Annotated in this window: 16 protein-coding genes; 10 read left to right on the top strand and 6 right to left on the bottom strand. The window is 67.2% G+C overall.

Going from position 1 to position 20,389, the window contains the following annotated elements; translation table 11 throughout:
• Positions 1-4 precede the first annotated feature (4 nt).
• The 9 genes from FZ029_RS11475 (at position 5) to FZ029_RS11515 (ending at position 9,004) form a co-directional block, all read left to right on the top strand.
• Positions 5-709: an amino acid ABC transporter permease gene (locus FZ029_RS11475; RefSeq protein WP_149269356.1), complete on the top strand. Its 705-nt coding sequence runs from the start codon at positions 5-7 to the stop codon at positions 707-709.
• Positions 709-1,536, top strand: a complete 828-nt coding sequence (locus tag FZ029_RS11480) for an amino acid ABC transporter ATP-binding protein (protein WP_149269357.1) — start codon at positions 709-711, stop codon at positions 1,534-1,536. The genes FZ029_RS11475 and FZ029_RS11480 overlap by 1 nt, the downstream gene beginning before the upstream one ends.
• Positions 1,537-1,796: 260 nt before the next feature.
• A complete protein-coding gene (locus FZ029_RS11485) occupies positions 1,797-2,471 on the top strand; it encodes an ATP-binding cassette domain-containing protein (RefSeq protein WP_149269358.1) in 675 nt (224 codons plus the stop codon).
• Positions 2,471-3,121 (top strand): energy-coupling factor transporter transmembrane protein EcfT, encoded by a 651-nt coding sequence (locus FZ029_RS11490; protein ID WP_149269359.1) that lies wholly within the window; start codon positions 2,471-2,473, stop codon positions 3,119-3,121. The genes FZ029_RS11485 and FZ029_RS11490 overlap by 1 nt, the downstream gene beginning before the upstream one ends.
• 27 nt (positions 3,122-3,148) lie before the next feature.
• Positions 3,149-3,697 carry a biotin transporter BioY gene (locus tag FZ029_RS11495; protein ID WP_149269360.1) on the top strand — a complete coding sequence of 183 codons (549 nt, stop codon included), beginning with the start codon at positions 3,149-3,151 and terminating at the stop codon, positions 3,695-3,697.
• 4 nt (positions 3,698-3,701) lie between these two features.
• Positions 3,702-5,189, top strand: coding sequence for an AMP-binding protein (locus tag FZ029_RS11500; RefSeq protein ID WP_149269361.1), 1,488 nt, complete (start codon positions 3,702-3,704; stop codon positions 5,187-5,189).
• A complete protein-coding gene (locus FZ029_RS11505) occupies positions 5,186-6,355 on the top strand; it encodes a thiolase family protein (RefSeq protein WP_149269362.1) in 1,170 nt (389 codons plus the stop codon). Before FZ029_RS11500 ends, FZ029_RS11505 begins: the two co-directional genes overlap by 4 nt.
• Positions 6,356-7,591, top strand: a complete 1,236-nt coding sequence (locus FZ029_RS11510) for an MFS transporter (protein WP_149269363.1) — start codon at positions 6,356-6,358, stop codon at positions 7,589-7,591.
• A 234-nt stretch (positions 7,592-7,825) separates the two neighbouring features.
• On the top strand, positions 7,826-9,004 hold the full coding sequence (locus FZ029_RS11515) for a hypothetical protein (protein ID WP_149269364.1): 1,179 nt from the start codon (positions 7,826-7,828) through the stop codon (positions 9,002-9,004).
• A gap of 54 nt (positions 9,005-9,058) precedes the next feature.
• Here FZ029_RS11515 and purT read toward each other — a convergent pair whose 3' ends face one another.
• Positions 9,059-10,228: a formate-dependent phosphoribosylglycinamide formyltransferase gene (purT, locus tag FZ029_RS11520; protein ID WP_149269365.1), complete on the bottom strand. Its 1,170-nt coding sequence runs from the start codon at positions 10,226-10,228 to the stop codon at positions 9,059-9,061.
• A 262-nt stretch (positions 10,229-10,490) separates the two neighbouring features.
• On the opposite strand from purT, the gene FZ029_RS11525 reads away from it, so the two are divergent.
• Positions 10,491-10,865, top strand: a complete 375-nt coding sequence (locus tag FZ029_RS11525; RefSeq protein ID WP_247892269.1) for a hypothetical protein — start codon at positions 10,491-10,493, stop codon at positions 10,863-10,865.
• 4 nt (positions 10,866-10,869) lie between these two features.
• Here FZ029_RS11525 and FZ029_RS11530 read toward each other — a convergent pair whose 3' ends face one another.
• The 5 genes from FZ029_RS11530 to FZ029_RS11550 form a co-directional block, all read right to left on the bottom strand.
• Positions 10,870-11,145 carry a DUF5985 family protein gene (locus tag FZ029_RS11530; protein ID WP_149199323.1) on the bottom strand — a complete coding sequence of 92 codons (276 nt, stop codon included), beginning with the start codon at positions 11,143-11,145 and terminating at the stop codon, positions 10,870-10,872.
• Positions 11,145-11,414, bottom strand: a complete 270-nt coding sequence (locus FZ029_RS11535; protein WP_174757008.1) for a DUF5985 family protein — start codon at positions 11,412-11,414, stop codon at positions 11,145-11,147. The genes FZ029_RS11530 and FZ029_RS11535 overlap by 1 nt, the downstream gene beginning before the upstream one ends.
• Positions 11,415-11,527: 113 nt before the next feature.
• The gene (locus FZ029_RS11540) at positions 11,528-11,902 is read right to left on the bottom strand and encodes a hypothetical protein (RefSeq protein ID WP_149199322.1); all 375 of its coding nucleotides are present in this window, start codon (positions 11,900-11,902) and stop codon (positions 11,528-11,530) included.
• A 66-nt stretch (positions 11,903-11,968) separates the two neighbouring features.
• Positions 11,969-14,107: a response regulator gene (locus FZ029_RS11545; RefSeq protein WP_149269367.1), complete on the bottom strand. Its 2,139-nt coding sequence runs from the start codon at positions 14,105-14,107 to the stop codon at positions 11,969-11,971.
• Positions 14,108-14,343: 236 nt separating this feature from the next.
• Positions 14,344-20,280 carry a HAMP domain-containing protein gene (locus FZ029_RS11550; protein ID WP_211104138.1) on the bottom strand — a complete coding sequence of 1,979 codons (5,937 nt, stop codon included), beginning with the start codon at positions 20,278-20,280 and terminating at the stop codon, positions 14,344-14,346.
• Positions 20,281-20,389 lie beyond the last annotated feature (109 nt).

Consider the following 20,389-nt stretch of genomic DNA (forward strand, 5'->3'; position numbering starts at 1 on the left):
TCCGATGTTGGACCTTTCCCTTCTCGTCCAGTACGGCCCGGCGCTGCTGCGCGGCTTCGGCGTCACCATCCTGTGCTGGGGCGCCGGCTGCCTCATCGGCATGGTCCTGGGCTTCGTGCTGATGCTGCTGCGGCAATTGCCGATCAAGCCGCTGCGCTGGATCATCCGCGCCTATATCGAGGTGATCCGGGGCACGCCCTTCCTGATCCAGCTGTTCCTGCTCTACAGCGGCGGCCCGTCGATCGGCCTGCGGCTGGAGGCGACGACGGCGGGCATCCTTGGCCTCGGCATCTATGGCAGCGCCTATTTCGCCGAGATCTTCCGCGCCGGCTATCAGGCGGTGCCGAAGGGGCAGGTGGAGGCGGCGCTAAGCCTCGGCATGTCCTACGGCTCCATCTTGCGCCGGGTAATCGTACCGGCGATGCTGGTGTCGACCATCCCCGCCATCGTCAACATGATGGCGATCCTGACCAAGGAGACGGTGGTGCTGTCGATCATCACCGTGCCGGAACTGATGTACGAGATGCAGACGATGGCGGCGGAGACCTTCGCCACCTTCGAAACCATCCTTGGGATGGCGCTGTTCTACTGGATGCTGGTGGAGGTGGTGTCGCGCCTGGGCCGCCGGCTGGAGGCGCGCGTCACCCGTTTCCTGACCCACGCCTCGCCGCAAGGGTCGTCGTCCGAGACTGCAACCGCGAGGGCGTGATGACCGCCGTTTCCCAAACCGCCACCCCGCCGCGCACCACGGTCCAGGGCGATGCCGTGCCGATGGTCTCGATCCGCAGCGTCGGCAAGAGCTTCGGCACCAACGAGGTGCTGCGCGACATCGACCTGACCGTCAACAAGTCGGAGGTCGTCTGCCTGATCGGCCCCAGCGGATCCGGCAAGAGCACGCTTCTGCGCTGCATCAACTTCCTGGAGGTCTACGACCGCGGCGAGATCCGCATCGAAGGCACGCTGGTCGGCTATACCGAGGACACGCCGCGCCGCCGCCTGTCGAACCGCGACCTGCGCAGCCTGCGCCGCAACGTCGGCATGGTGTTCCAGCAGTTCAACCTGTGGCCCCACATGACCGCGCTGGAGAATGTGGCCGAAGCCCTGGTGCAGGTCCGCGGCATGGACAAGGCGTCGGCTGCCGCGCATGCCGGCCGGATGCTGGACCGGGTGGGTCTGGCCGCCAAGGCCGACGCCTACCCCGCCCGCCTGTCCGGCGGCCAGCAGCAGCGCGTCGCCATCGCCCGCGTCATCGCGATGGAACCCCACCTGATGCTGTTCGACGAGCCGACCTCGGCACTCGACCCCGAACTGGTGGGCGAGGTGTTGCAGGTGATGCGCGATCTGGCCGCCGACGGCATGACCATGGTGGTGGTGACCCACGAGATGGGCTTCGCCGCCAACGTCGCCGACAAGGTGGCGTTCCTCGACCGCGGCCGCATCGCCGCCTTCGGCACCCCGCGCGAGGTCTTCCACGAGTCCAGCGAACCGCGGGTGCAGCAGTTTTTGCAGACCTACCACGAACGGAACAGTTTCTGATCTCTTACAGCGCATCACTCGGTATTGCCCCCTCCCTTCCCATGCTGACGCATGGGCCCCTTCCCTCCCCCGCCTTCGGCGGTAGAGGGAGTTGACTGCGGAGCATCGGCAGTCCCCTCTCCCGCGCAAGCGGGGGAGGGTTAGGGAGGGGGCATAAGTTGCGATTTTGGCAACTTCCCCCCTGGCACGCGCTCCATATACTCGCTAAGAACCTTTCGCACGCGCAACAGAACTGCAACGCGAAAGCCCCGTCTCCGTCGATGATCGAACTCCGGTCCGTCACCCACGCCTATGGCGACCGTCCTGTCCTGCACGACCTCTCGCTGCGGCTGACGGAACGGCGCATCGCCATTCTCGGCGGCAACGGCTCGGGGAAGAGCACGTTGGCGCGGCTGCTGAACGGCCTGATCCTGCCGACCGCCGGCACCGTCACCGTCGATGGCCTGGACACCCGCAGCGACGGACGGGCCGTGCGTCAGCGGGTCGGCTTCGTCTTCCAGAATCCCGACACCCAGATCGTCTACCCGACGGTGGAGGAAGACCTCGCCTTCGGGCTGAAGGCGCGCAAGCTGCCGAAGGACGAGATCGCCCGCCGCGTCGCCGGTGCGCTGGAACGTTACGGCCTCGCCCGCTACCGCCACCAGCCGGCACACCAGATGAGCGGCGGCGAGAAGCAGCTGCTCGCCATCGCCGGGGTGCTGGTGCTGGAACCGGCCTATGTGATCTTCGACGAGCCGACCACCCTGCTCGACCTGCGCAATCGCCGCAAAGTGATCGAGTTGCTGCGCGGGCTGCCGCAGACGGTGATCGTCGTTACCCACGACCTCGACATGATCAGGGACTTCGACCGGGCGCTGGTGCTGGAGGATGGCCGCGTCGTCGCCGACGGTCCCCCGGCGGAGACCGTGCCGGCCTACATCGAGCGGCTCGGCTGATGCTGGGGCTCTACCTGCATCGGGAGTCTCCCATCCACCGCCTGCCGGCGGGGGCGAAGCTGGGCGGGCTGCTGCTGGTGACGATGGCGGTGCTGGCGCTGCCCGGTGCCTGGGGGGCGCTCACCGCCGGACTGATCGGCGCCGCCGTGCTTGTCGCGGCGAGGCTGCCGGCCAGGCGGGTGCTGGCGGAACTGCGGGCGCCGGTCGTCATGCTGACCCTGCTGTTCGGCTTCCAGGCCCTGCTGGCCGGCGGCGGATGGGAGGAAACGGCCATCGCCGTCGCCCGTTTCGCCGCCCTGATCCTGCTGGCGACGCTGGTCACGCTGACCACCCGCGTGATGGACATGGTCGATCTGTTCGAGCGGCTGTTCGGCCTGCTGCGCCCGGTCGGGGTCAATCCGGCGAAGATGGCGCTGATGCTGGCCCTGACCATCCGCTTCATCCCGCTGCTGGGCGAACAGGTGCGCGAGGTGCGGATGGCCCAGCGCGCCCGCGGCGTGGAGCGCAACATAGCCGCCCTGTTCGTTCCGCTGCTGGTCAAGATCCTCACCATGGCCGATGATCTGACCGCCGCACTGGAAGCGCGCGGCTACGACCCGGCGGATGCCGGGGCGAACGACACCAAAACCAAAAACAGCACTCAACGATAACGTCACCAGCCGAAGGAAGCGTCCGCCATGTTGTCCACCCGCGACCTCGTTCTCTGCGCCCTGTTCGCCGCCCTGCTGGGCGGGCTTGGCATGGCGCCGCCGATCCCGCTCGGCTTCCTGCCGGTGCCGGTCACCGCGCAGACGCTGGGCGTCATGCTGGCCGGCACCATCCTGGGCGCCAAGCGCGGCGGCATCGCAGCATTGCTGTTCGTCCTGCTGGTCGCGGCCGGGCTGCCGCTGCTGGCGGGAGGGCGCGGCGGCATCGGCGTGCTGATGGGGCCGACCGGCGGCTTCGTGCTGTCCTGGCCGGTCGCCGCCTTCGTCACCGGCTGGCTGGCGGAGCGGTTCGCCACCAACGCCAACCCGATCCGCCTGTTCGCGGTCAGCGTCCTCGGCGGCATCCTGGTCGTCTATGCGGGCGGCATTCCCTGGCTGTCGCTGGTCGCCGGCCTGCCGATCGAGAAGGCGCTGTTCGGCTCGCTGGCCTTCGTGCCGGGCGACCTGATCAAGGCCGGTGTCGCCGCTGTCGCCGCCTCGGGCGTCCGCCGTGCAGGCATCCTGCCGATCCATGCCTGATCGAATGGCGCCTGACCGACCCTCCTTTGTCGGCAGCCATACCGGGGCGGACAACCTCGCCCGCCCCTTCGCACTGGCCGCCGGGCGGGCGCCCGGCCATCCCGCGCTGGTCTTCGGCGACGAGGTGGTGTCCTACGGCACCCTGCTCGACCAAGTGCGGCGGGTGGGAGCCGGCGTGTCCGCCGTGCGCCGGGACGGAGTGCCGCCGCGTGTGGCGCTCGGCCTCGGCAACCGGGCGGAGTTGCCGGCCCTGTTCTTCGGCATTGTCGCGGCGGGCGGCATCGTCGGGCTGTTCGACCCGAAATGGAGCGCCGGCCAGACCGCCGCCGCCATCGATACTTTCCGTCCCAACCTGCATCTGACGGCGGAGACGGCACCCGCCTGGATCGCCGCTCAGCCGGCGGGCTGGACCATCCCGGCGGTCGATCCGGAAACGCCCTTCCTGGTCGGCTTCACCTCCGGCACCACCGGGCGGCCGAAGGCCTTCATCCGCAACCAGGGCTCCTGGCTGGCGACGCTGGAGGCGAGCCGCTTGGAGTTCGGCATCGGACCCGATGACATCGTCCTGGTGCCGGGACCGCTGGTCCATGGCCTGGGTCTCTATGGCGCGGTGGAGGGGCTGTCGGCGGGCGCCACCGTCCGGGTGCAGCCGAAGTTCGACGCAACGGACGCCGCAACGCAGTTGGCGGAGTGCGGCGTCACCACGCTGGTGCTGGTGCCGACGATGCTCGTCGCCATCCTCGACGCGGCGGAACGCGACGGCCGGCGCTTCCCCGCCCTGCGCCGGGTGGTCTGTTCCGGCGCCAAACTCGCACCCGCGGTGCATGAGCGGCTGTCCGCCCTCTGCCCGGATGCGGCCGTGCTGGAATATTACGGCGCGTCCGAGCTGAGCTTCGTCAGCCTGCGCTCGTCGCGCGAAGGCGCCCCCGCCGACAGCGTCGGCCGCCCCTTCCACGGGGTGGAACTGAGCCTGCGCGACGACGACGGCAATCCGGTGGAGCGCGGCCGGCCCGGCACAGTCTGGGTGCGGAGCGACATGCTGAGCGACGGTTATCTCGGCACCACCGACGGCGCCGGCTATCGCGAGCACAACGGCTGGGGCACGGTCGGCGACTATGGCTGGATCGACGCCGAAGGCTGGCTGAGGCTGGTCGGCCGGGCCGGTGACATGGTCATCACCGGCGGGCTGAACGTCTACCCGGCGGAGGTCGAAGCGACCTTACGCGCCCATCCCGCGGTGGCGGAGGCGGTGGTGTTCGGCCTGCCCGATCCCTATTGGGGCGACGCCCTGTCCGCCGTGGTCTGGTGGCGCGGCGCGGCGCACGCCTCGCTCGCCGAGCTGCGCGGCTGGTGTCAGGAGCGGCTGGAGGCCTACAAGGCCCCGCGCCGGGTCTTCGCGGCGGCCGACATGCCCCTGACCGGCAGCGGCAAGATCGCCCGCTCCGATGTCCGCGAGCGGGCAAGGGCCGGCGGGCTGGAGGTGGTGGGGTGAGCAACCGTCCCATAGTCGTCGCCGCACGCCGCACGCCGGTCGGCCGCATCGGCGGCTCCCTGCGCGAGTTGCCCGTCGAGGGTCTCGCCGCCCCGGTCATCCGCGCGGTGCTGGCCGACGCCGGCGTCGACCCCGCGGAGGTGGACGAGGTGCTGCTGGGCAACGCGGTCGGGCCCGGCGGCAACGTCGCTCGGCTGTCGGCGCTGGCCGCCGGCCTGCCGGTTTCGGTTCCCGGCGTCACGGTGGACCGGCAGTGCGGATCGGGGTTGGAGGCGGTCAACCTCGCCGCCCGGCTGGTGCAGTCCGGCGCCTGCGACATCGTCCTCGCCGGCGGGGTGGAGAGCACCAGCACCGCACCCTGGCGCGTCGCCAAGCCGTCCAACCTCTACCGCAGCCCGACCTTCTACGACCGCGCCCGCTTCGCCCCCGACGAGATCGGCGACCCGTCGATGATCGAAGCGGCGGAGAATGTCGCCGCCGTCTATGGCATCGACCGCGCCCGCCAGGACCGCTACGCCCTGGACAGCCACTGCAAGGCCCTCGCCGCGCAAGCCGCCGGACGGTTCGACCGCGAGATCGTGCCGCTCACCCTCCGTGATGGCCGCGTCATCGACCGCGACGAGTGTCCTCGCGCCGACACCAGCCTCGACCGGCTGGCGGCCCTGCGCCCGATCCTGCGGCCCGACGGCACGGTGACCGCCGGCAACGCCTGTCCGGTCAATGACGGCGCCGCCGTCGTGGCGGTGGTGTCGGAGCGGAAGTTCCGCGAACTCGGCCTGACCCGCGGACTGGCGGTGGTCGACAGCACGGCGGCCGGCGTGGATCCCAAGCTTCTGGGCACCGGTCCGATCCCGGCGGTGACGAAGCTTCTGGCCCGCAACCCCGGCCTGTTCGTCGCCGACATCGACCTCGTCGAGTTCAACGAGGCCTTCGCCGCCCAGGTGCTGGCCAGCCTCGACGCGCTCGCCATCGACCCGTCGCGCGTGTCGGTCGGCGGCGGTGCGCTGGCGCTCGGCCATCCCTACGGCGCGTCCGGGGCCATCCTGGTGACGCGCCTGTTCACCGAGCTGCTGTTCCCGGCGGCGGGCACCGCGCCCCGCCGGGGCCTCGCCACGCTCGGCATCGGCGGCGGACTGGGGCTCGCCACACTTCTGGAGCCAGTTTGAATGACCAGCGCCGCCACGGCCGGGGATAGTTTCCGGTCGGCCTTCCGTCACCGCGCCTTCGCCCTGTTCTGGAGCGCGCGGGTCTGTTCGATGCTGGCGATCCAGATGCAGGTGGTGGCGGTCGGCTGGCAGGTCTATGCCATGACCGGCGACCCGCTCGACCTCGGGCTGGTCGGGCTGTTCCAGTTCCTGCCCTCCCTGGCGCTGGTGCTGGTCGCCGGACATGTCGTCGACAACAACGACCGCAAGACGGTGCTGTTCGGCGCCCTGTCGATCGAGATGATCGCCGTGGCCGCGCTGTTCCTGCTGACCATGGCCGGTGGGCTGTCGCCCCACGCGATCTTCGCCGTGGTGGCGCTGATCGGCCTCGCCAAATCCTTCGAGGGGCCGGCCAACCAGGCGATCCTGTCGGCGACCGTGCCGGTGGAGGACCTTCCCAACGCCGTCGCCTGGCAGTCGTCGGGGGTGCAGGTGGCGCAGATCTCGGGCCCGGCGCTGGGCGGGCTGCTCTACATCGCCGGCCCGGCGGCGGTCTATGGCGTCAGCACGGCGATGCTGGTGCTGTCGGTGCTGCTGATCGCCGCCTGCAGGCCGCGCCCCGTCACCATGACCAAGCGCGCCATGAGCCTGACGAGCATGCTGGCCGGCGCCGCCTTCATCCGCAGCCGGCCGGAGATCCTGGGCGCCATCTCGCTCGACCTCTTCGCGGTTCTGCTCGGCGGGGCGACGGCGCTGCTGCCGATCTATGCCCGCGACGTTCTGCATGTCGGGCCGTGGGGCCTCGGCCTGCTGCGTTCCGCCCCGGCACTGGGGGCGCTCGCCATGGCGATGGTCATCACCCGCTGGGGAGTGAAGCGGCATGCCGGGCGCTGGATGCTGGTTGCCGTCGCCGGGTTCGGCGTCGCCACCATCGCCTTCGGCCTGTCGGCCGATCCGGTGCTGTCCTTCGTCGCCCTTCTGGCGGTCGGCGCCACCGATCAGGTCAGCATGTTCGTCCGCCAGACGCTGATCCAACTCTCCACCCCCGACGAGATGCGTGGCCGGGTCGGTGCCGTCACCTCTCTGTTCATCGGTGCCTCCAACCAGTTGGGCGAGTTCGAATCCGGCAGCGTCGCGGCGCTGGTCGGCGCAGTCCCGGCGGTGGTGCTGGGTGGCGTCGGCGCGGTCGGGCTGGCCGGCCTATGGGCGGTGATGTTCCCGGCCCTACGCCGGGTGGACCGGCTGCTGGGGCGGTAGAAGGTGGCGTGGGAAGCAACCTGAAATCCACCGACACACCCTCGACATTCTAAGATTGCGCTCTTACACTTATGGGTATGTTCGACAGTCGACGACTGTCGACATTTAATTTGAAGGAGCTAATGGACCGGGGTCCGCAATCTCGACATCGCCTCGGTGGTATCGTCACAGACGACGCCGGCCGCCGAACATGCGTTCAGTAATATTCCTGTCGGATTTCTTGAGGATAGATACATGACCACTGTCGTCGCAAATGTCTCAATCAATTTATCAGGGTCGGGAGATACCGCAGGTATCGTCTACGACAATTATTCCATTCTCGCACAGGACGGCTCGCGGATTGCGTTCCGTTACACGCTGAATGGCGCGCCGGTCATGGACGTCACCGTCACCGGTTCTTTCAATGTCACCAGTTATAATGTATCGGGAAGAATAACCTCCGTGTCGGCAACCCTGCCCAACGGAAACCCGCTGATGTCATTCAGCAATGCCGACATCAGCTTTTACAGCATCTACAGCCTTGGTTATGCGCTGACCACCCAGAACATCCTGTCCGGTAGCGACCAAATCTTTGGATCGTCCTATGCCGACACCCTCTATGGATATAACGGAAACGATTATATCAGCGGCGGCGGCGGTGACGACCTCATCAGCGGCGGGTATGGAGTCGATACGATCGACGGAGGTGACGGTGTCGATACGGTCATATCCAGCCAGAGCTATGCGCCCAATAAACTGATGAGCTACGGCGGCCAGTCTGCGATCATCGACCGCCTCAACGGTTCCGATCTGATTCGGAATGTCGAATATATCCGGTTTTCCGACCGTACGGTATCGGCCTCCAGCGCGACCGCCTTCGACGCGATGAGCTATCTCGCGGCCAACCGCGACTTGGCTGCCGCGTTCGGAACCAACGGTACGGCTGCCTTCTATCATTACGTCCAGAACGGACACCTCGAGAACCGGTCGACGAGCTTCGATGCCGCGAGTTATCTGGCTGCGAACCGCGATCTTGCTGCTGCATTCGGCACGAACACCGCGGCTGCGACGGAGCATTATATTGTTTTCGGCCGCTCGGAAGGGCGCAGCACGACGTTCAACGCCATGAGCTATATCGCGGCGAACCCGGATCTGATCCAGGCATTCGGCACCGACACGACCGCCGCAGCTTTGCATTACGCCCGCAGCGGACGCCTGGAAGGGCGGACGACCACCTTCAATGCGGCGGCCTATCTGGCGCGCAATCCGGATGTGCAGCGCGCCTTGGGCAGCACCGAGGCGGCGGCCGCCAACCATTACATCCTGTTCGGCTATCGCGAAGGACGCTCCACCGCTCCGCTGACCACCACGGGACGGGCGGCCCCGATGCTTGAGCCGGACACCATGTCCGGAACGCTGGCGGTGATGTCGTAAGCGGACGCGCGACGAGCGGCGGGCATCCACCGTGCCCGCCGCATCGCCAGACGATCACAGATACCGGATCGTCACCTTGTCCGCCGCCCGCTTGGCCAGCGCCCGTGCGTCGTCGGTGTCGCTGCCGGTGGCGAGCGCCACGCCCATGCGGCGGTTCTTGCGGGTGGTCGGCTTGCCGAACAGGCGGACGTCAACTTCCTGTTCCGCCGAACCGAGGCGCAGCGCCTCGGCCAGCCCCTCGATGCGGAAATTCTCCGCCTCGCGGTCGGCCAGGATGACGGCCGACGCCGACGGGGCGCGGCAGACGATGTTGGGGATCGGCAGGCCCAGGATGGCGCGGGCGTGCAGTTCGAACTCCGACAGATTCTGCGACAGCAGCGTGACCATGCCGGTGTCGTGCGGGCGCGGCGACAGTTCGGAGAAGATGACCTCGCCGGCCGTCACGAAGAACTCGACGCCGAAGATGCCATAGCCGCCGAGATTGTCGACGACGCGCGCGGCCATCGCCTTCGCATCGTCCAGCATCGCCTGCGGCATGGCGACCGGCTGCCAGGATTCCTGATAGTCTCCGCGTTCCTGCCGGTGGCCGATCGGCTCGCAATAGAGGATGCCGTCGCGGGTGCGGACGGTCAGCAGGGTGATCTCGTACTCGAAGGGAACGAATTCCTCGACGATCACCTTGCGGCGGTCGCCGCGCATGTTCGCCACCGCATAGTCCCAGGCGGCCTCCAGCCCGGCGGCCTCCTGCACCGTGCTCTGCCCCTTGCCGGACGACGACATCACCGGCTTGACGACACAAGGGAAACCGGTGTGTTCCGCCCCGGCACGGACCTCTTCCAGGCTTTCGGCATAGCGGTAGCGCGAGGTGCGCAGGCCGAGTTCGGTGGCGGCGACCTCGCGGATGCGGTCGCGGTTCATCGTCATGGTGGCGGCACGGGCCGACGGCACGACGGTGGTGCCGGCATCCTCGAACTCGTGCAGCACCTCGGTGCGGATCGCCTCCACCTCCGGCACGATATAGTCGGGGCGGTGCTTGGCGATGGCGGCGCGCAGGGCGTCGGCGTCCAGCATGGAGAACACCTCCGCCGCGTCGGCGACCTGCATCGCCGGGGCGTTGGCATAGCTGTCGCAGGCGATGACCTCGCACCCCAACCGCTTGGCCGCGATAACGAATTCCTTGCCCAGTTCCCCGGAGCCGAGCAGAAGGATCCTGGCGGTGAACATCCACGCACTCCCCATATTGGCGACAGCAGCCCGACCATAGGGCTTCCAGCCGGGCAGGCCAAGCCCCGCCGCAAGCCATCCGTATACACCGGCCGGGCGGAAGCAGTGCGGAAGCGGGGCGGAATAAATATTTCTAAAATGAAATTATAATGGTATCGGATGAAAAACGCTGCTCATGTGTTCATGCGTAAATGAAGCCCTATTCCGGGAGGCGGCGATGGGAACGGTGGCGCGGCGCGGAGTTTTTGGTGGCAGGACCGTTATGGCCGCTTGCCTGGCGGCGTCGCTGGCCTTGCCCGGCTGTGCCGGCAACGGCAACGACGACATGGCGGGCGCCCTGCTGATCGGCGCCGCGGTGGTCGGGCTGGGCGTGCTGGCCGCCACAGCCGGCGATGACGACGACGATGGCGATTACAACCGCGGCCGGCATCATCACCGTCGCGGCGGCCAGGACAATGGCGGATACTACGGCAACGGCTACGACGGCGGGTACAGAAGCCGGGGCCACGGCGGCTACAGCCGCTATGCCGGCAACGGCCAGTGCGACGATTCGCGTTACCGCACCTCCAACGGCGGGCGGGCGGAGGCCGGGACCGACGAACGGGACTGCCGCCGTTTCGGCGACGGCCGCAAATGACCGGTCAGCGCCGCCGTCCCTCCAGATTCTTGCGGGCGATGCCGGCGATGATCAGCAGGAAGGCCAGCAGGCGCAGCAGATAGACCCAGCTCTGTTCCTCCCGCTCCAGCCCGCCCAGCGCCAGCACGATCTGATTGGTCGCCAGCAACGCGAAAGCCAGTGCGAAGCTGACGAACAGCGCATCGCGCGTCCGTCTCCAGAAGCTGAGGAAGAACAGACCCGCGACCGCATACAGCGCCGCCAGCGCCCCGGTGAAGAAACTGTAGGTCGTGGGCAACATCACTCGGCATCCCAAATGAAGCCATACAGCAGAATCCCGACCCCGGCCAGGGCGGAGAGATGGCGGAACGGCAGCAGGTCGACCTCCGTCGGCAGAACGACGACGTCGATGAACAGCAACAGGTTGTTGATCGCCAGTCCGACGAAGCACAGCGTGCTCCACAGCAGCAGGCGGCTGCGCGACCGCAGGTAACTGCGCAGCAGCAGCAGCATGCACAGCAGGCTGGCGGCGAAACACAGCAGATAGACCGCAGACTTCAGGACATCCATGTCAGCGCCCTTCTTTCCCTCTCCCCGGCGGGGAGGGGAGCCGATGCGGGCCGGGTATATCCATTGCAGGCACAGCCATCGTCGAAACAGCCATCGTATCTGTCCAATAAGTCTCAGTCATTGAGGCGGAACCTGAAGGAGTCGGCGAAGACCTGCACCTTGTTGCCGGGTGCCGCGAAGATCTCGCGGATGATGGCGGACGGACGGGTGGCATAGGCCTGCGCGATTTCCTCCACCCACTTGTCGAGGATCGGGGCAGCGGGCTGGTAGCGGTGACGGCCGTCCGCCAGCGCCACCAGAAGCCCGGCACCGAGAAAGCCACCCAGCGCCTCCTGAACCACGACGTCGCTGCCGCGCAGTTCCCTCACGAGGTCGCCATTCGACCAGTCGCGATCGGGATGCCGCCGCAACAGCAGAAGCAGTTCCAACGCCCAGACGGATCGGATCGAACTTCTGAGCAGGGTAAGCGCGTCGTCGGACAAAACCATGAACCGGAACCTGACCTGATATGCACAACCGGCGGCGTGGGACGGCGCCGCCCTCGATCCCCCTCATCATCCCCGGACGGCCTCCGCCGGGGCGAGAGGGGCCTGCAAATCCAGCGCGCGCCGCAGCGCCCGGGCCAGAACGCCGTCGCGGTAAGGTTTCGGCAGCGTTTCCGCCCGGCTCAGCACGGCACCCAGCACGGCGCCGGGATCGGCGGCGCCGCCGGTGTCGGCGGACGCGCCGGCCTCCGGTTCCGGCGCACTGGTTCCGTTGGCATAGCCCGAAGCGAACAGCACCCGCAGCGAGGGGTGGCGGCGCAAACCCTCCAGCGCCAGTTCGCGCCCGTTCAGGCCCCCGGGCATCACGATGTCGGTGAACAGAAGGTCGACCGGCTGACGATCCAGCAGGGTCAGCGCCGCTTCAGCCCCGTCGGCCTCCAGCACGCGGTATCCCAGCGCCGTCACCGCCTGGACGGCGACCGCCCGCACGTCGGCGTCGTCATCCACCACCAGCACCGTCTCGCCACGACCGGCGAAGGCCTCGTCGGCACCGTCATCGTCCGGAGCGGGGCCCTGCAGGGCGTCCATCGCCGCCCGCGGCAGATAGAGGCGGAAGGTGGTGCCGGCGCCGGGGGTGCTGTCGATGCCGATCAACCCGCCCGACTGCTTGACGAAGCCGTGGATCATGGCAAGGCCGAGGCCGGTGCCCTTCCCCGTCTCCTTGGTGGTGAAGAAGGGTTCGAAGGCGCGCTCCAGCACGTCCGGCGGCATGCCGCATCCGCTGTCCGACACCGACAGCAGGATATAGTCGCCGGCCGGAACCGACATGCCGTGTGCCGTCTGCGGTTCCTCGAAGCGGGTGTTGACGGTGCGGATGCGCAGAGTTCCGCCGCCGGGCATGGCGTCGCGGGCGTTGATGACGAGGTTCAGCAGAGCCGATTCCGCCTGCGAACGGTCGACCGACGCCGTCCACAACGGCTCGGCATCGGCCGGCGACGCCTCGATGGCGATGGCGACGCCGCCGCCCAGCGTGCGCTCCATCAGTTCGCCCATGCCGGTGACCAGCACGCCGAGATCCACCGGCTCCGGGTGAAGCTGCTGGCGCCGGGCGAAGGTCAGCAGACGCCGGGTCATGTCGGAACAGCGCAGCGCCGCCTGCAGCGCCATCTCCGCCCGCCGCGCCGCCTTCGGATCGTCGGCGAGGCCGGGGACCAGACGCTCCAGGCTGCCGATCACCACCATCAGCATGTTGTTGAAGTCGTGGGCGATGCCGCCGGTCAGCCGGCCCACCATCTCCATCTTCTGCGCATGGGCAAGCTGCTGCTGGGCCTGGCGGGTCTCCGTCACGTCCATGATGGTGCCGAACAGCTCGGTAGGCACGCCGTCCTCGTCGCGCACGACGACGGCCTGGTCCAGCAGATGGCGTTCACCGCCGTCCGGGCCGCGCCAGCGATATTCCACCATGGTCAGCCCGGTCTCGTGGACCGCCTCCAGCTGGCGCAGCACGCGGCTGCGGTCGTCCGGATGCAGCCCGGATTCCCAGAATTGCGGGTCCTCGATGAAGCGGGCGGCGGGGCAGCCCAGCACCGTTTCGGTGGTGTCCGACAGGTAGCGGAACGGAATGCCCGGCGTCAGATCGGCGGTGTAGAGAACGATGGGAAGCTGGCCCAGGATCAGCGCCTGCCGCTCCTCCGACCGGCGCAACGCCTGTTCGGCCTGCCGCATCTCGCGCCGCACCCGCTCATTCTCGTCCAGCAGGCGCTGCTTGGCCTCGACCTCGCGCTTCACCTCCTCGGTCTTGCGGTAGAGGTCGAGGAAGACCGCCACCTTGCATTTCAGGATCAGCGGGTCGACGGGCTTGAACATGTAGTCCACGGCGCCGGTGGCATAGCCCCGGAAGATGTGCGTCTCGTCCTTGTTGATGGCGGTCAGGAAGATGATCGGGATGTGGCGCGATTTCTCGCGCAGGCGGATCAGCTCCGCCGTCTCGTAGCCGTCCATGCCCGGCATGTGCACGTCCAGCAGGATCAGCGCGAAGTCCTGCCGCAGAAGATGCTTCAGCGCCTCCTCGCCCGACCGGGCGAGCACCAGCTGCGCCCCCAGATCCTCCAGCGTCTCGCGCACGGCGAACAGGTTCCGCGGGTCGTCGTCGACGATCAGGATCGCGACGTCCGCCTTGTCGGGCTGGGGATTCGAATCGCTGGTCATGGTTCCGCTTTCCCATCCCGCGGGGACGGCAGCCGGGCCGGCGGGCGGTGGCACCGGCATCACGTCGGGTGCAGGGGCCGCCGGCAGAAACGTCTGGCGAACGGCATCTTCGCCGGGCGTCGGGACGCTGGTGGTGCCGAGCAGCGTCGACCGGCGGACCGGCGGTATCGGACAGGCGGGAGGCGGAACGAAGGGCGCGCGCCGCCCCCTCCGCGCCGTCTGGAGCTTGCGCCGGGTCATGGCTGCACCCCGCCGCGTGCCTGCGGCCGGCTGCCCTTGGCGGTCCAGATCCGCAACAGCGACAGCAGATGGTCGATGTCCACCGGCTTGGCGATGTAGTCGGTCGCTCCGGCCTCGATGCATTTGTCGCGGTCGCCCTTCATCGCCTTGGCGGTGACGGCGATCATCGGCAGGCCGCGGAACTCGTCGATGCCGCGGATCGCGCGCATGGTCTCATAGCCGTCCATCTCCGGCATCATGATGTCGACCAGCACCACGTCCACGTTGGGGTCGGCGCGCAGCCGCTCGATGCCCTCGCGCCCGCTTTCGGCATGCAGGACCTCGATCCTGTGGGCCTCCATGACGCTGGCGAGCGAGAAGATGTTGCGGATGTCGTCGTCGATCACCAGCACCCGCTTGCCGGCCAGCGACGGGTCGTGCTGGCGCAAATCCAGGATGCTGCGCCGCTTCTCGTCGGGCAGCCGGTCGACGGCGCGGTGCAGGAACAACGCCGTCTCGTCCAGCAGCCCGGCCGGCGACCGCGCGCTCTTCAGCACCACCGTCTCGGCCAGCCGGCGCAGCCGTGCCTCGTCCTCCGCCGCGATGTCGGCGGCGACATAGACCACCACCGGCATCCAGGCGAGCGTGTCGCGGGTACGCAGCCATTCGATCAGCTCGAAATCGACCGTGACCGGTCCGGACAGGGTCGGGCTGGACAGGTCCAGCACCATGCAGTCGAAGCGGTCGGCCGTCAGCGCCGCCATCGCCGCCTCGATCGAGGTGACGGTGTGCGTCTCCACATCGCCGTTGCCGATCAGGGCGGCGACGGCGCCCGGCTGCGGGCTGTCCTTCTCCACCACCAGCAACTTGCGATGGTCGCGCTCCTTGAAGCTCTTCACCCGGTTCAGGGCGTCGAAAATCGCCTCGCGCTCCACCGGCTTTTCCGAATAGTCGAAGGCGCCCATCGACAGGCCGCGCCGGCGCTCGTCCTTTGCCGAGATGACGTGGACCGGGATGTGGCGGGTCTGCGGATCGCGTTTCAGCAGGTCGAGCAGCGCCCAGCCGTCCATGTCCGGCAGCCCGATGTCGAGCAGGACGGCGTCCGGCCGGTATTTGCGGGCCAGCGGCAGCGCCGCCACCCCGCCGCTGGACAGGATGGTGCGGAACCCCTTTTCCCGCGCCAGATCGAGCAGGATGGAGGCGAAGGTGTTGTCATCCTCCACGATCAGCACCACCGGCTCGCCTGGGCGCAACTTTTCGCGGTCGTCGCCACCCGGCTGCATGTCCAGGAGCGCCAGGCCCTCCTGCGGGCCGGACGCCACCACCGGCCAGGTTGTCGTCTCTGTCCGCTTGGGCAGAAGCCCGGCCGGCGCGGGCGAGTTGCCGATTGCCGCGCTGGCCGCAGCGACGGCGGGGGCGCTCAGCGGAGCGATGGCTTCCGCCACGGTGTCGAAGCTGCGCGGGACGAACAGCGTGAAGGCACTGCCCTGGCCGGGCGTGCTGGCGACGCGGATTTCGCCGCCCAGCAGCCGGGCGATCTCGCGACTGATCGACAGCCCCAGGCCGGTGCCGCCATATTTGCGGCTGGTGGTGCCGTCGGCCTGCTGGAACGCCTCGAAGATGATGCGCTGCTTGTCCTCGGGGATGCCGATTCCGGTGTCGATGACCGTGAAGGCCAGTACCGACGATGCGGCCCCCAGCGTCGGGTGCGCCGTACTCCAGCCTTCGGTGGCGGGGGCGACGCGGAAGGTGATGCCGCCACTCTCGGTGAACTTGAAGGCGTTCGACAGCAGGTTGTTCAGCACCTGGGCCAGCCGCTTCTCGTCGGTCTGGACGCTGGCGGGCAGCGCCTCGTCCATCTCGATGGTGAAGGCCAGCTTCTTCTCCTGAGCCAATTGCGAGAAGGTCCGCTCCACATGGTTGCGCAGGTCGCCCAGCACGACCTCGCCGATCTCCAGCGTCACGGTGCCGGATTCGATCTTCGACAGGTCGAGAATGTCGTTGATCAGCCCCAGCAGGTCCGATCCGGCGGAATGGATGGTGCGGGCGAACTCCACCTGGCGGTCCGACAGGTTGGTGTCGGGGTTGTCGGCCAACAGCTTCGACAGGATCAGCAGACTGTTCAGCGGCGTGCGCAACTCATGGCTCATGTTCGCCAGGAACTGCGACTTGTATTTGGAGGTCAAGGCGAGCTGTTCCGCTTTCTCCTCCAGCGCAGCCTTGGCGAGCACGACCTCGCGGTTCTTGCGCTCGACCTCGATGTTCTGCTTCTCCAGCTGTTCGGCCTTTTCCTCCAGAGCCTCGTTGGTGGTGGTCAGCTTTTCCTGCTGGGCCTTCAGCAGCTCTTCCGACTTGCGCAGCGAGGCGGCCTGCTGTTCCAGCCGCTCGTTGGTGGTCTTCAGCTCCTCCTGCTGGCTCTGCAATTCGGTGGTCAGCCGCTGCGACTGCTTCAGCAGACCTTCGGTGCGCATGTTGGCGGCGATGGTGTTCAGAACGATGCCGATGCTCTCGGTCAGCTGCTCCAGGAAGCTCTGGTGCGTCTCGCTGAAGCGGCCGAAGCTCGCCAGTTCGATCACCGCCTTCACGTCGTCCTCGAACAGCACCGGCAGGACGATGATGTTCAGCGGCGGCGCCTCGCCCAGGCCGGAGCTGATCGACACATAGTCGCGCGGCACGTTGGTCAGCAGGATGCGCTTCTTCTCGTAGGCGCACTGTCCGACCAGACCTTCCTTCAGATGGAAGCGGTTGGACAGGTTCTTGCGCTCCTTCAGCGCGTAGGAGGCGACCAGTTCCAGCAGCGGCTCGTCGCGGTCGCGGGTGGCGACATAGAAGACACCATGCTGCGCATTCACCAGCGGCGCGATCTCCGACAGGATCATGTTGGAGACGGTGACCAGATCGCGTTCGCCCTGCAGCATGCGGGTGAATTTGGCGAGGTTGGTCTTCAGCCAATCCTGTTCCGCATTCTTCAGCGTCGTGTCGCGAAGATTGCGGATCATCTCGTTGATGTTGTCCTTCAGGGCCGCGACCTCGCCCATCGCCTCCACGGTGATGGACCGGGTCAGGTCGCCCTTGGTCACCGCGGTGGCGACCTCGGCGATGGCGCGCACCTGGGTGGTCAGGTTGGCGGCCAGCTGGTTCACGTTCTCCGTCAGATCCTTCCACAGGCCGGCGGCGCCCGGCACGCGGGCCTGACCGCCCAGCTTGCCTTCGATGCCCACCTCGCGCGCCACGTTGGTGACCTGATCGGCGAAGGTCGCCAGCGTGTCGATCATGCCGTTGATGGTGTTGGCCAGCGCCGCGATCTCGCCCTTGGCATCCACCGCCAGCTTGCGCTTGAGGTCGCCGTCGGCGACCGCGGTGACGACGCTGGCGATGCCGCGCACCTGACCGGTCAGGTTGGCCGCCATCATGTTCACGTTGTCGGTCAGGTCCTTCCAGGTGCCGCCGACGCCCTCAACCTTCGCCTGACCGCCCAGCTTGCCTTCGGAGCCCACCTCGCGCGCCACGCGAGTCACTTCCGAGGCGAAGCTGTTCAGCTGATCCACCATGGTGTTGATGGTGGATTTCAGTTCGAAGATTTCGCCCTTCACATCGACGGTGATCTTCTTCGACAGGTCGCCCTTGGCGACCGCGGTGGTGACTTCGGCGATGTTGCGGACCTGACCGGTCAGGTTGGCCGCCATCATGTTCACGTTGTCGGTCAGATCCTTCCAGGTGCCGGCGACGCCCTTCACCTGGGCCTGACCGCCCAGCTTGCCCTCGATGCCCACTTCGCGCGCCACGCGGGCGACTTCGGAGGCGAAACTGTTCAGCTGATCCACCATGGTATTGATGGTGGATTTCAGCTCCAGAATCTCGCCCTTCACGTCGACGGTGATCTTCTTCGACAAATCGCCGTTCGCGACCGCGGTGGTCACCTCCGCGATGTTGCGCACCTGCCCCGTCAGGTTGGTCGCCATCGCGTTCACATTGTCGGTCAAATCCTTCCAGGTGCCGGCAACGCCCTTCACCTGCGCCTGACCGCCCAGCTTGCCTTCCGAACCCACTTCCCTGGCGACGCGCGTCACTTCCGAGGCGAAGCTGTTCAGCTGATCCACCATGGTGTTGATGGTGGATTTCAGCTCCAGGATTTCGCCCTTCACGTCGACGGTGATCTTCTTCGACAGATCGCCGTTGGCGACCGCCGTCGTCACCTCCGCGATGTTGCGGACCTGCCCAGTCAGGTTGGTCGCCATCGCGTTCACGCTGTCGGTCAGGTCCTTCCAGGTACCGCCGACACCCTTCACCTGCGCTTGGCCTCCGAGCTTGCCCTCGGAGCCCACCTCTCTCGCCACGCGCGTCACTTCCGACGCGAAGCTGTTCAGCTGGTCCACCATCGTGTTGATGGTGTTCTTCAACTCCAGGATTTCGCCCTTCACCGGCACGGTGATCTTCTTCGACAGATCGCCGTTGGCGACCGCCGTCGTCACGTCGGCGATGTTGCGCACCTGCCCAGTCAGGTTCGCCGCCATCAGATTCACGCTGTCGGTCAGATCCTTCCAGGTGCCGCCGACGCCTTCCACACGCGCCTGACCGCCCAGCTTGCCTTCGGAGCCCACCTCGCGCGCCACGCGCGTCACTTCCGAAGCGAAACTGTTCAGCTGGTCCACCATGGTGTTGATGGTGGATTTCAGCTCCAGAATCTCGCCCTTCACATCGACGGTGATCTTCTTCGACAGGTCACCCGTCGCGACGGCGGTGGTCACGTCGGCGATGTTGCGGACCTGACCGGTCAGGTTGGCCGCCATCATGTTCACGCTGTCGGTCAGGTCCTTCCAGGTACCGCCGACGCCCTCCACCTTGGCCTGACCGCCCAGCTTGCCTTCGGAGCCCACCTCGCGCGCCACGCGCGTCACTTCCGAGGCGAAGCTGTTCAACTGGTCCACCATGGTGTTGATGGTGGATTTAAGCTCCAGAATCTCGCCCTTCACGTCGACGGTGATCTTCTTCGACAAATCGCCTTTGGCGACCGCGGTCGTCACTTCGGCGATGTTGCGGACCTGACCGGTCAGGTTTTCCGCCATCATGTTCACGTTGTCGGTCAGGTCCTTCCAGGTACCACCGACACCCTCCACCTTGGCCTGACCGCCCAACTTGCCTTCGGAGCCCACCTCGCGCGCCACGCGCGTCACTTCCGAGGCGAAGCTGTTCAGCTGGTCCACCATGGTGTTGATGGTAGATTTCAGCTCCAGAATCTCGCCCTTCACGTCGACGGTGATCTTCTTCGACAAATCGCCCTTGGCGACCGCCGTCGTCACCTCCGCGATGTTGCGGACCTGACCGGTCAGGTTCGCCGCCATCACGTTGACGTTCTCGGTCAAATCCTTCCAGGTGCCGGCAACCCCCTTCACCTGGGCCTGACCGCCCAGCTTGCCCTCGATGCCCACTTCGCGCGCCACGCGGGTCAGTTCGGTGGTGACGGTGACCAGCTGCTCAACCATGGTGTTGACGTTGCGGGCGGTGCGCAGGAACTCGCCCTGCAGCGGGCGGCCTTCGATTTCCAGCGCCATGGTCTTGGACAGGTCGCCCTTGGCGACGGCACCAATGACGCGGGCGATTTCCGTCGTCGGCTGGATCATGTCGCCGACCAGCGTGTTGATGCTGTCGACGCAGGTTTCCCACCCGCCCGACGCGTTGTTCAGCTTGGCGCGCTGGCTGATGCGGCCTTCCTTGCCGATGGCGACGCTGAGCCGGCTGGTCTCGGTGGTCAGGTTGTGGTTCAGTTCCACCACATCGTTGAAGGCGGCGGCGATCTCGCCGTCGATCCCGGTGAGGTCGAGCGGAAGCCGCACCGAGAAATCGCCCTTGCGCAGTTGCCGCAGGGCCATCAGCAGAACCTTCGGATCCAACGCGTCCGCCGTCTCGACCATCGCCGTCATGCCGTTCCCCAATCCGCGCGCCGAGCCCACCATGGACCGCGCTCCGCCCATCCCCGAAATCGCTCTGCAAAACCGCTTTGTTGCGCGGTCGAAGAAAACGCAAGCCAACACAACCGGAATGCCGAATACCCGCAATAGGGCT

The sequence above is a fragment of the Azospirillum sp. Sh1 genome (assembly GCF_008365135.1).
In the GTDB taxonomy this organism is placed as follows: domain Bacteria; phylum Pseudomonadota; class Alphaproteobacteria; order Azospirillales; family Azospirillaceae; genus Azospirillum; species Azospirillum oryzae.

What these genes read in the sequence shown, in the direction of transcription:
- FZ029_RS11530 (WP_149199323.1), bottom strand. Translation starts at nt 11,145, where the DNA reads ATGTTGCCCACGACCTACAGTTTCTTCACCGGGGCGCTGGCGGCGCTG.
- FZ029_RS11540 (WP_149199322.1), bottom strand. Translation starts at nt 11,902, where the DNA reads ATGGTTTTGTCCGACGACGCGCTTACCCTGCTCAGAAGTTCGATCCGA.
- FZ029_RS11550 (WP_211104138.1), bottom strand. Translation starts at nt 20,280, where the DNA reads ATGGTGGGCTCGGCGCGCGGATTGGGGAACGGCATGACGGCGATGGTC.
- FZ029_RS11485 (WP_149269358.1), top strand. Translation starts at nt 1,797, where the DNA reads ATGATCGAACTCCGGTCCGTCACCCACGCCTATGGCGACCGTCCTGTC.
- FZ029_RS11510 (WP_149269363.1), top strand. Translation starts at nt 6,356, where the DNA reads ATGACCAGCGCCGCCACGGCCGGGGATAGTTTCCGGTCGGCCTTCCGT.
- FZ029_RS11515 (WP_149269364.1), top strand. Translation starts at nt 7,826, where the DNA reads ATGACCACTGTCGTCGCAAATGTCTCAATCAATTTATCAGGGTCGGGA.
- purT (WP_149269365.1), bottom strand. Translation starts at nt 10,228, where the DNA reads ATGTTCACCGCCAGGATCCTTCTGCTCGGCTCCGGGGAACTGGGCAAG.
- FZ029_RS11490 (WP_149269359.1), top strand. Translation starts at nt 2,471, where the DNA reads ATGCTGGGGCTCTACCTGCATCGGGAGTCTCCCATCCACCGCCTGCCG.
- FZ029_RS11500 (WP_149269361.1), top strand. Translation starts at nt 3,702, where the DNA reads ATGGCGCCTGACCGACCCTCCTTTGTCGGCAGCCATACCGGGGCGGAC.
- FZ029_RS11525 (WP_247892269.1), top strand. Translation starts at nt 10,491, where the DNA reads ATGGCCGCTTGCCTGGCGGCGTCGCTGGCCTTGCCCGGCTGTGCCGGC.
- FZ029_RS11545 (WP_149269367.1), bottom strand. Translation starts at nt 14,107, where the DNA reads ATGACCAGCGATTCGAATCCCCAGCCCGACAAGGCGGACGTCGCGATC.
- FZ029_RS11480 (WP_149269357.1), top strand. Translation starts at nt 709, where the DNA reads ATGACCGCCGTTTCCCAAACCGCCACCCCGCCGCGCACCACGGTCCAG.
- FZ029_RS11475 (WP_149269356.1), top strand. Translation starts at nt 5, where the DNA reads ATGTTGGACCTTTCCCTTCTCGTCCAGTACGGCCCGGCGCTGCTGCGC.
- FZ029_RS11495 (WP_149269360.1), top strand. Translation starts at nt 3,149, where the DNA reads ATGTTGTCCACCCGCGACCTCGTTCTCTGCGCCCTGTTCGCCGCCCTG.
- FZ029_RS11535 (WP_174757008.1), bottom strand. Translation starts at nt 11,414, where the DNA reads ATGGATGTCCTGAAGTCTGCGGTCTATCTGCTGTGTTTCGCCGCCAGC.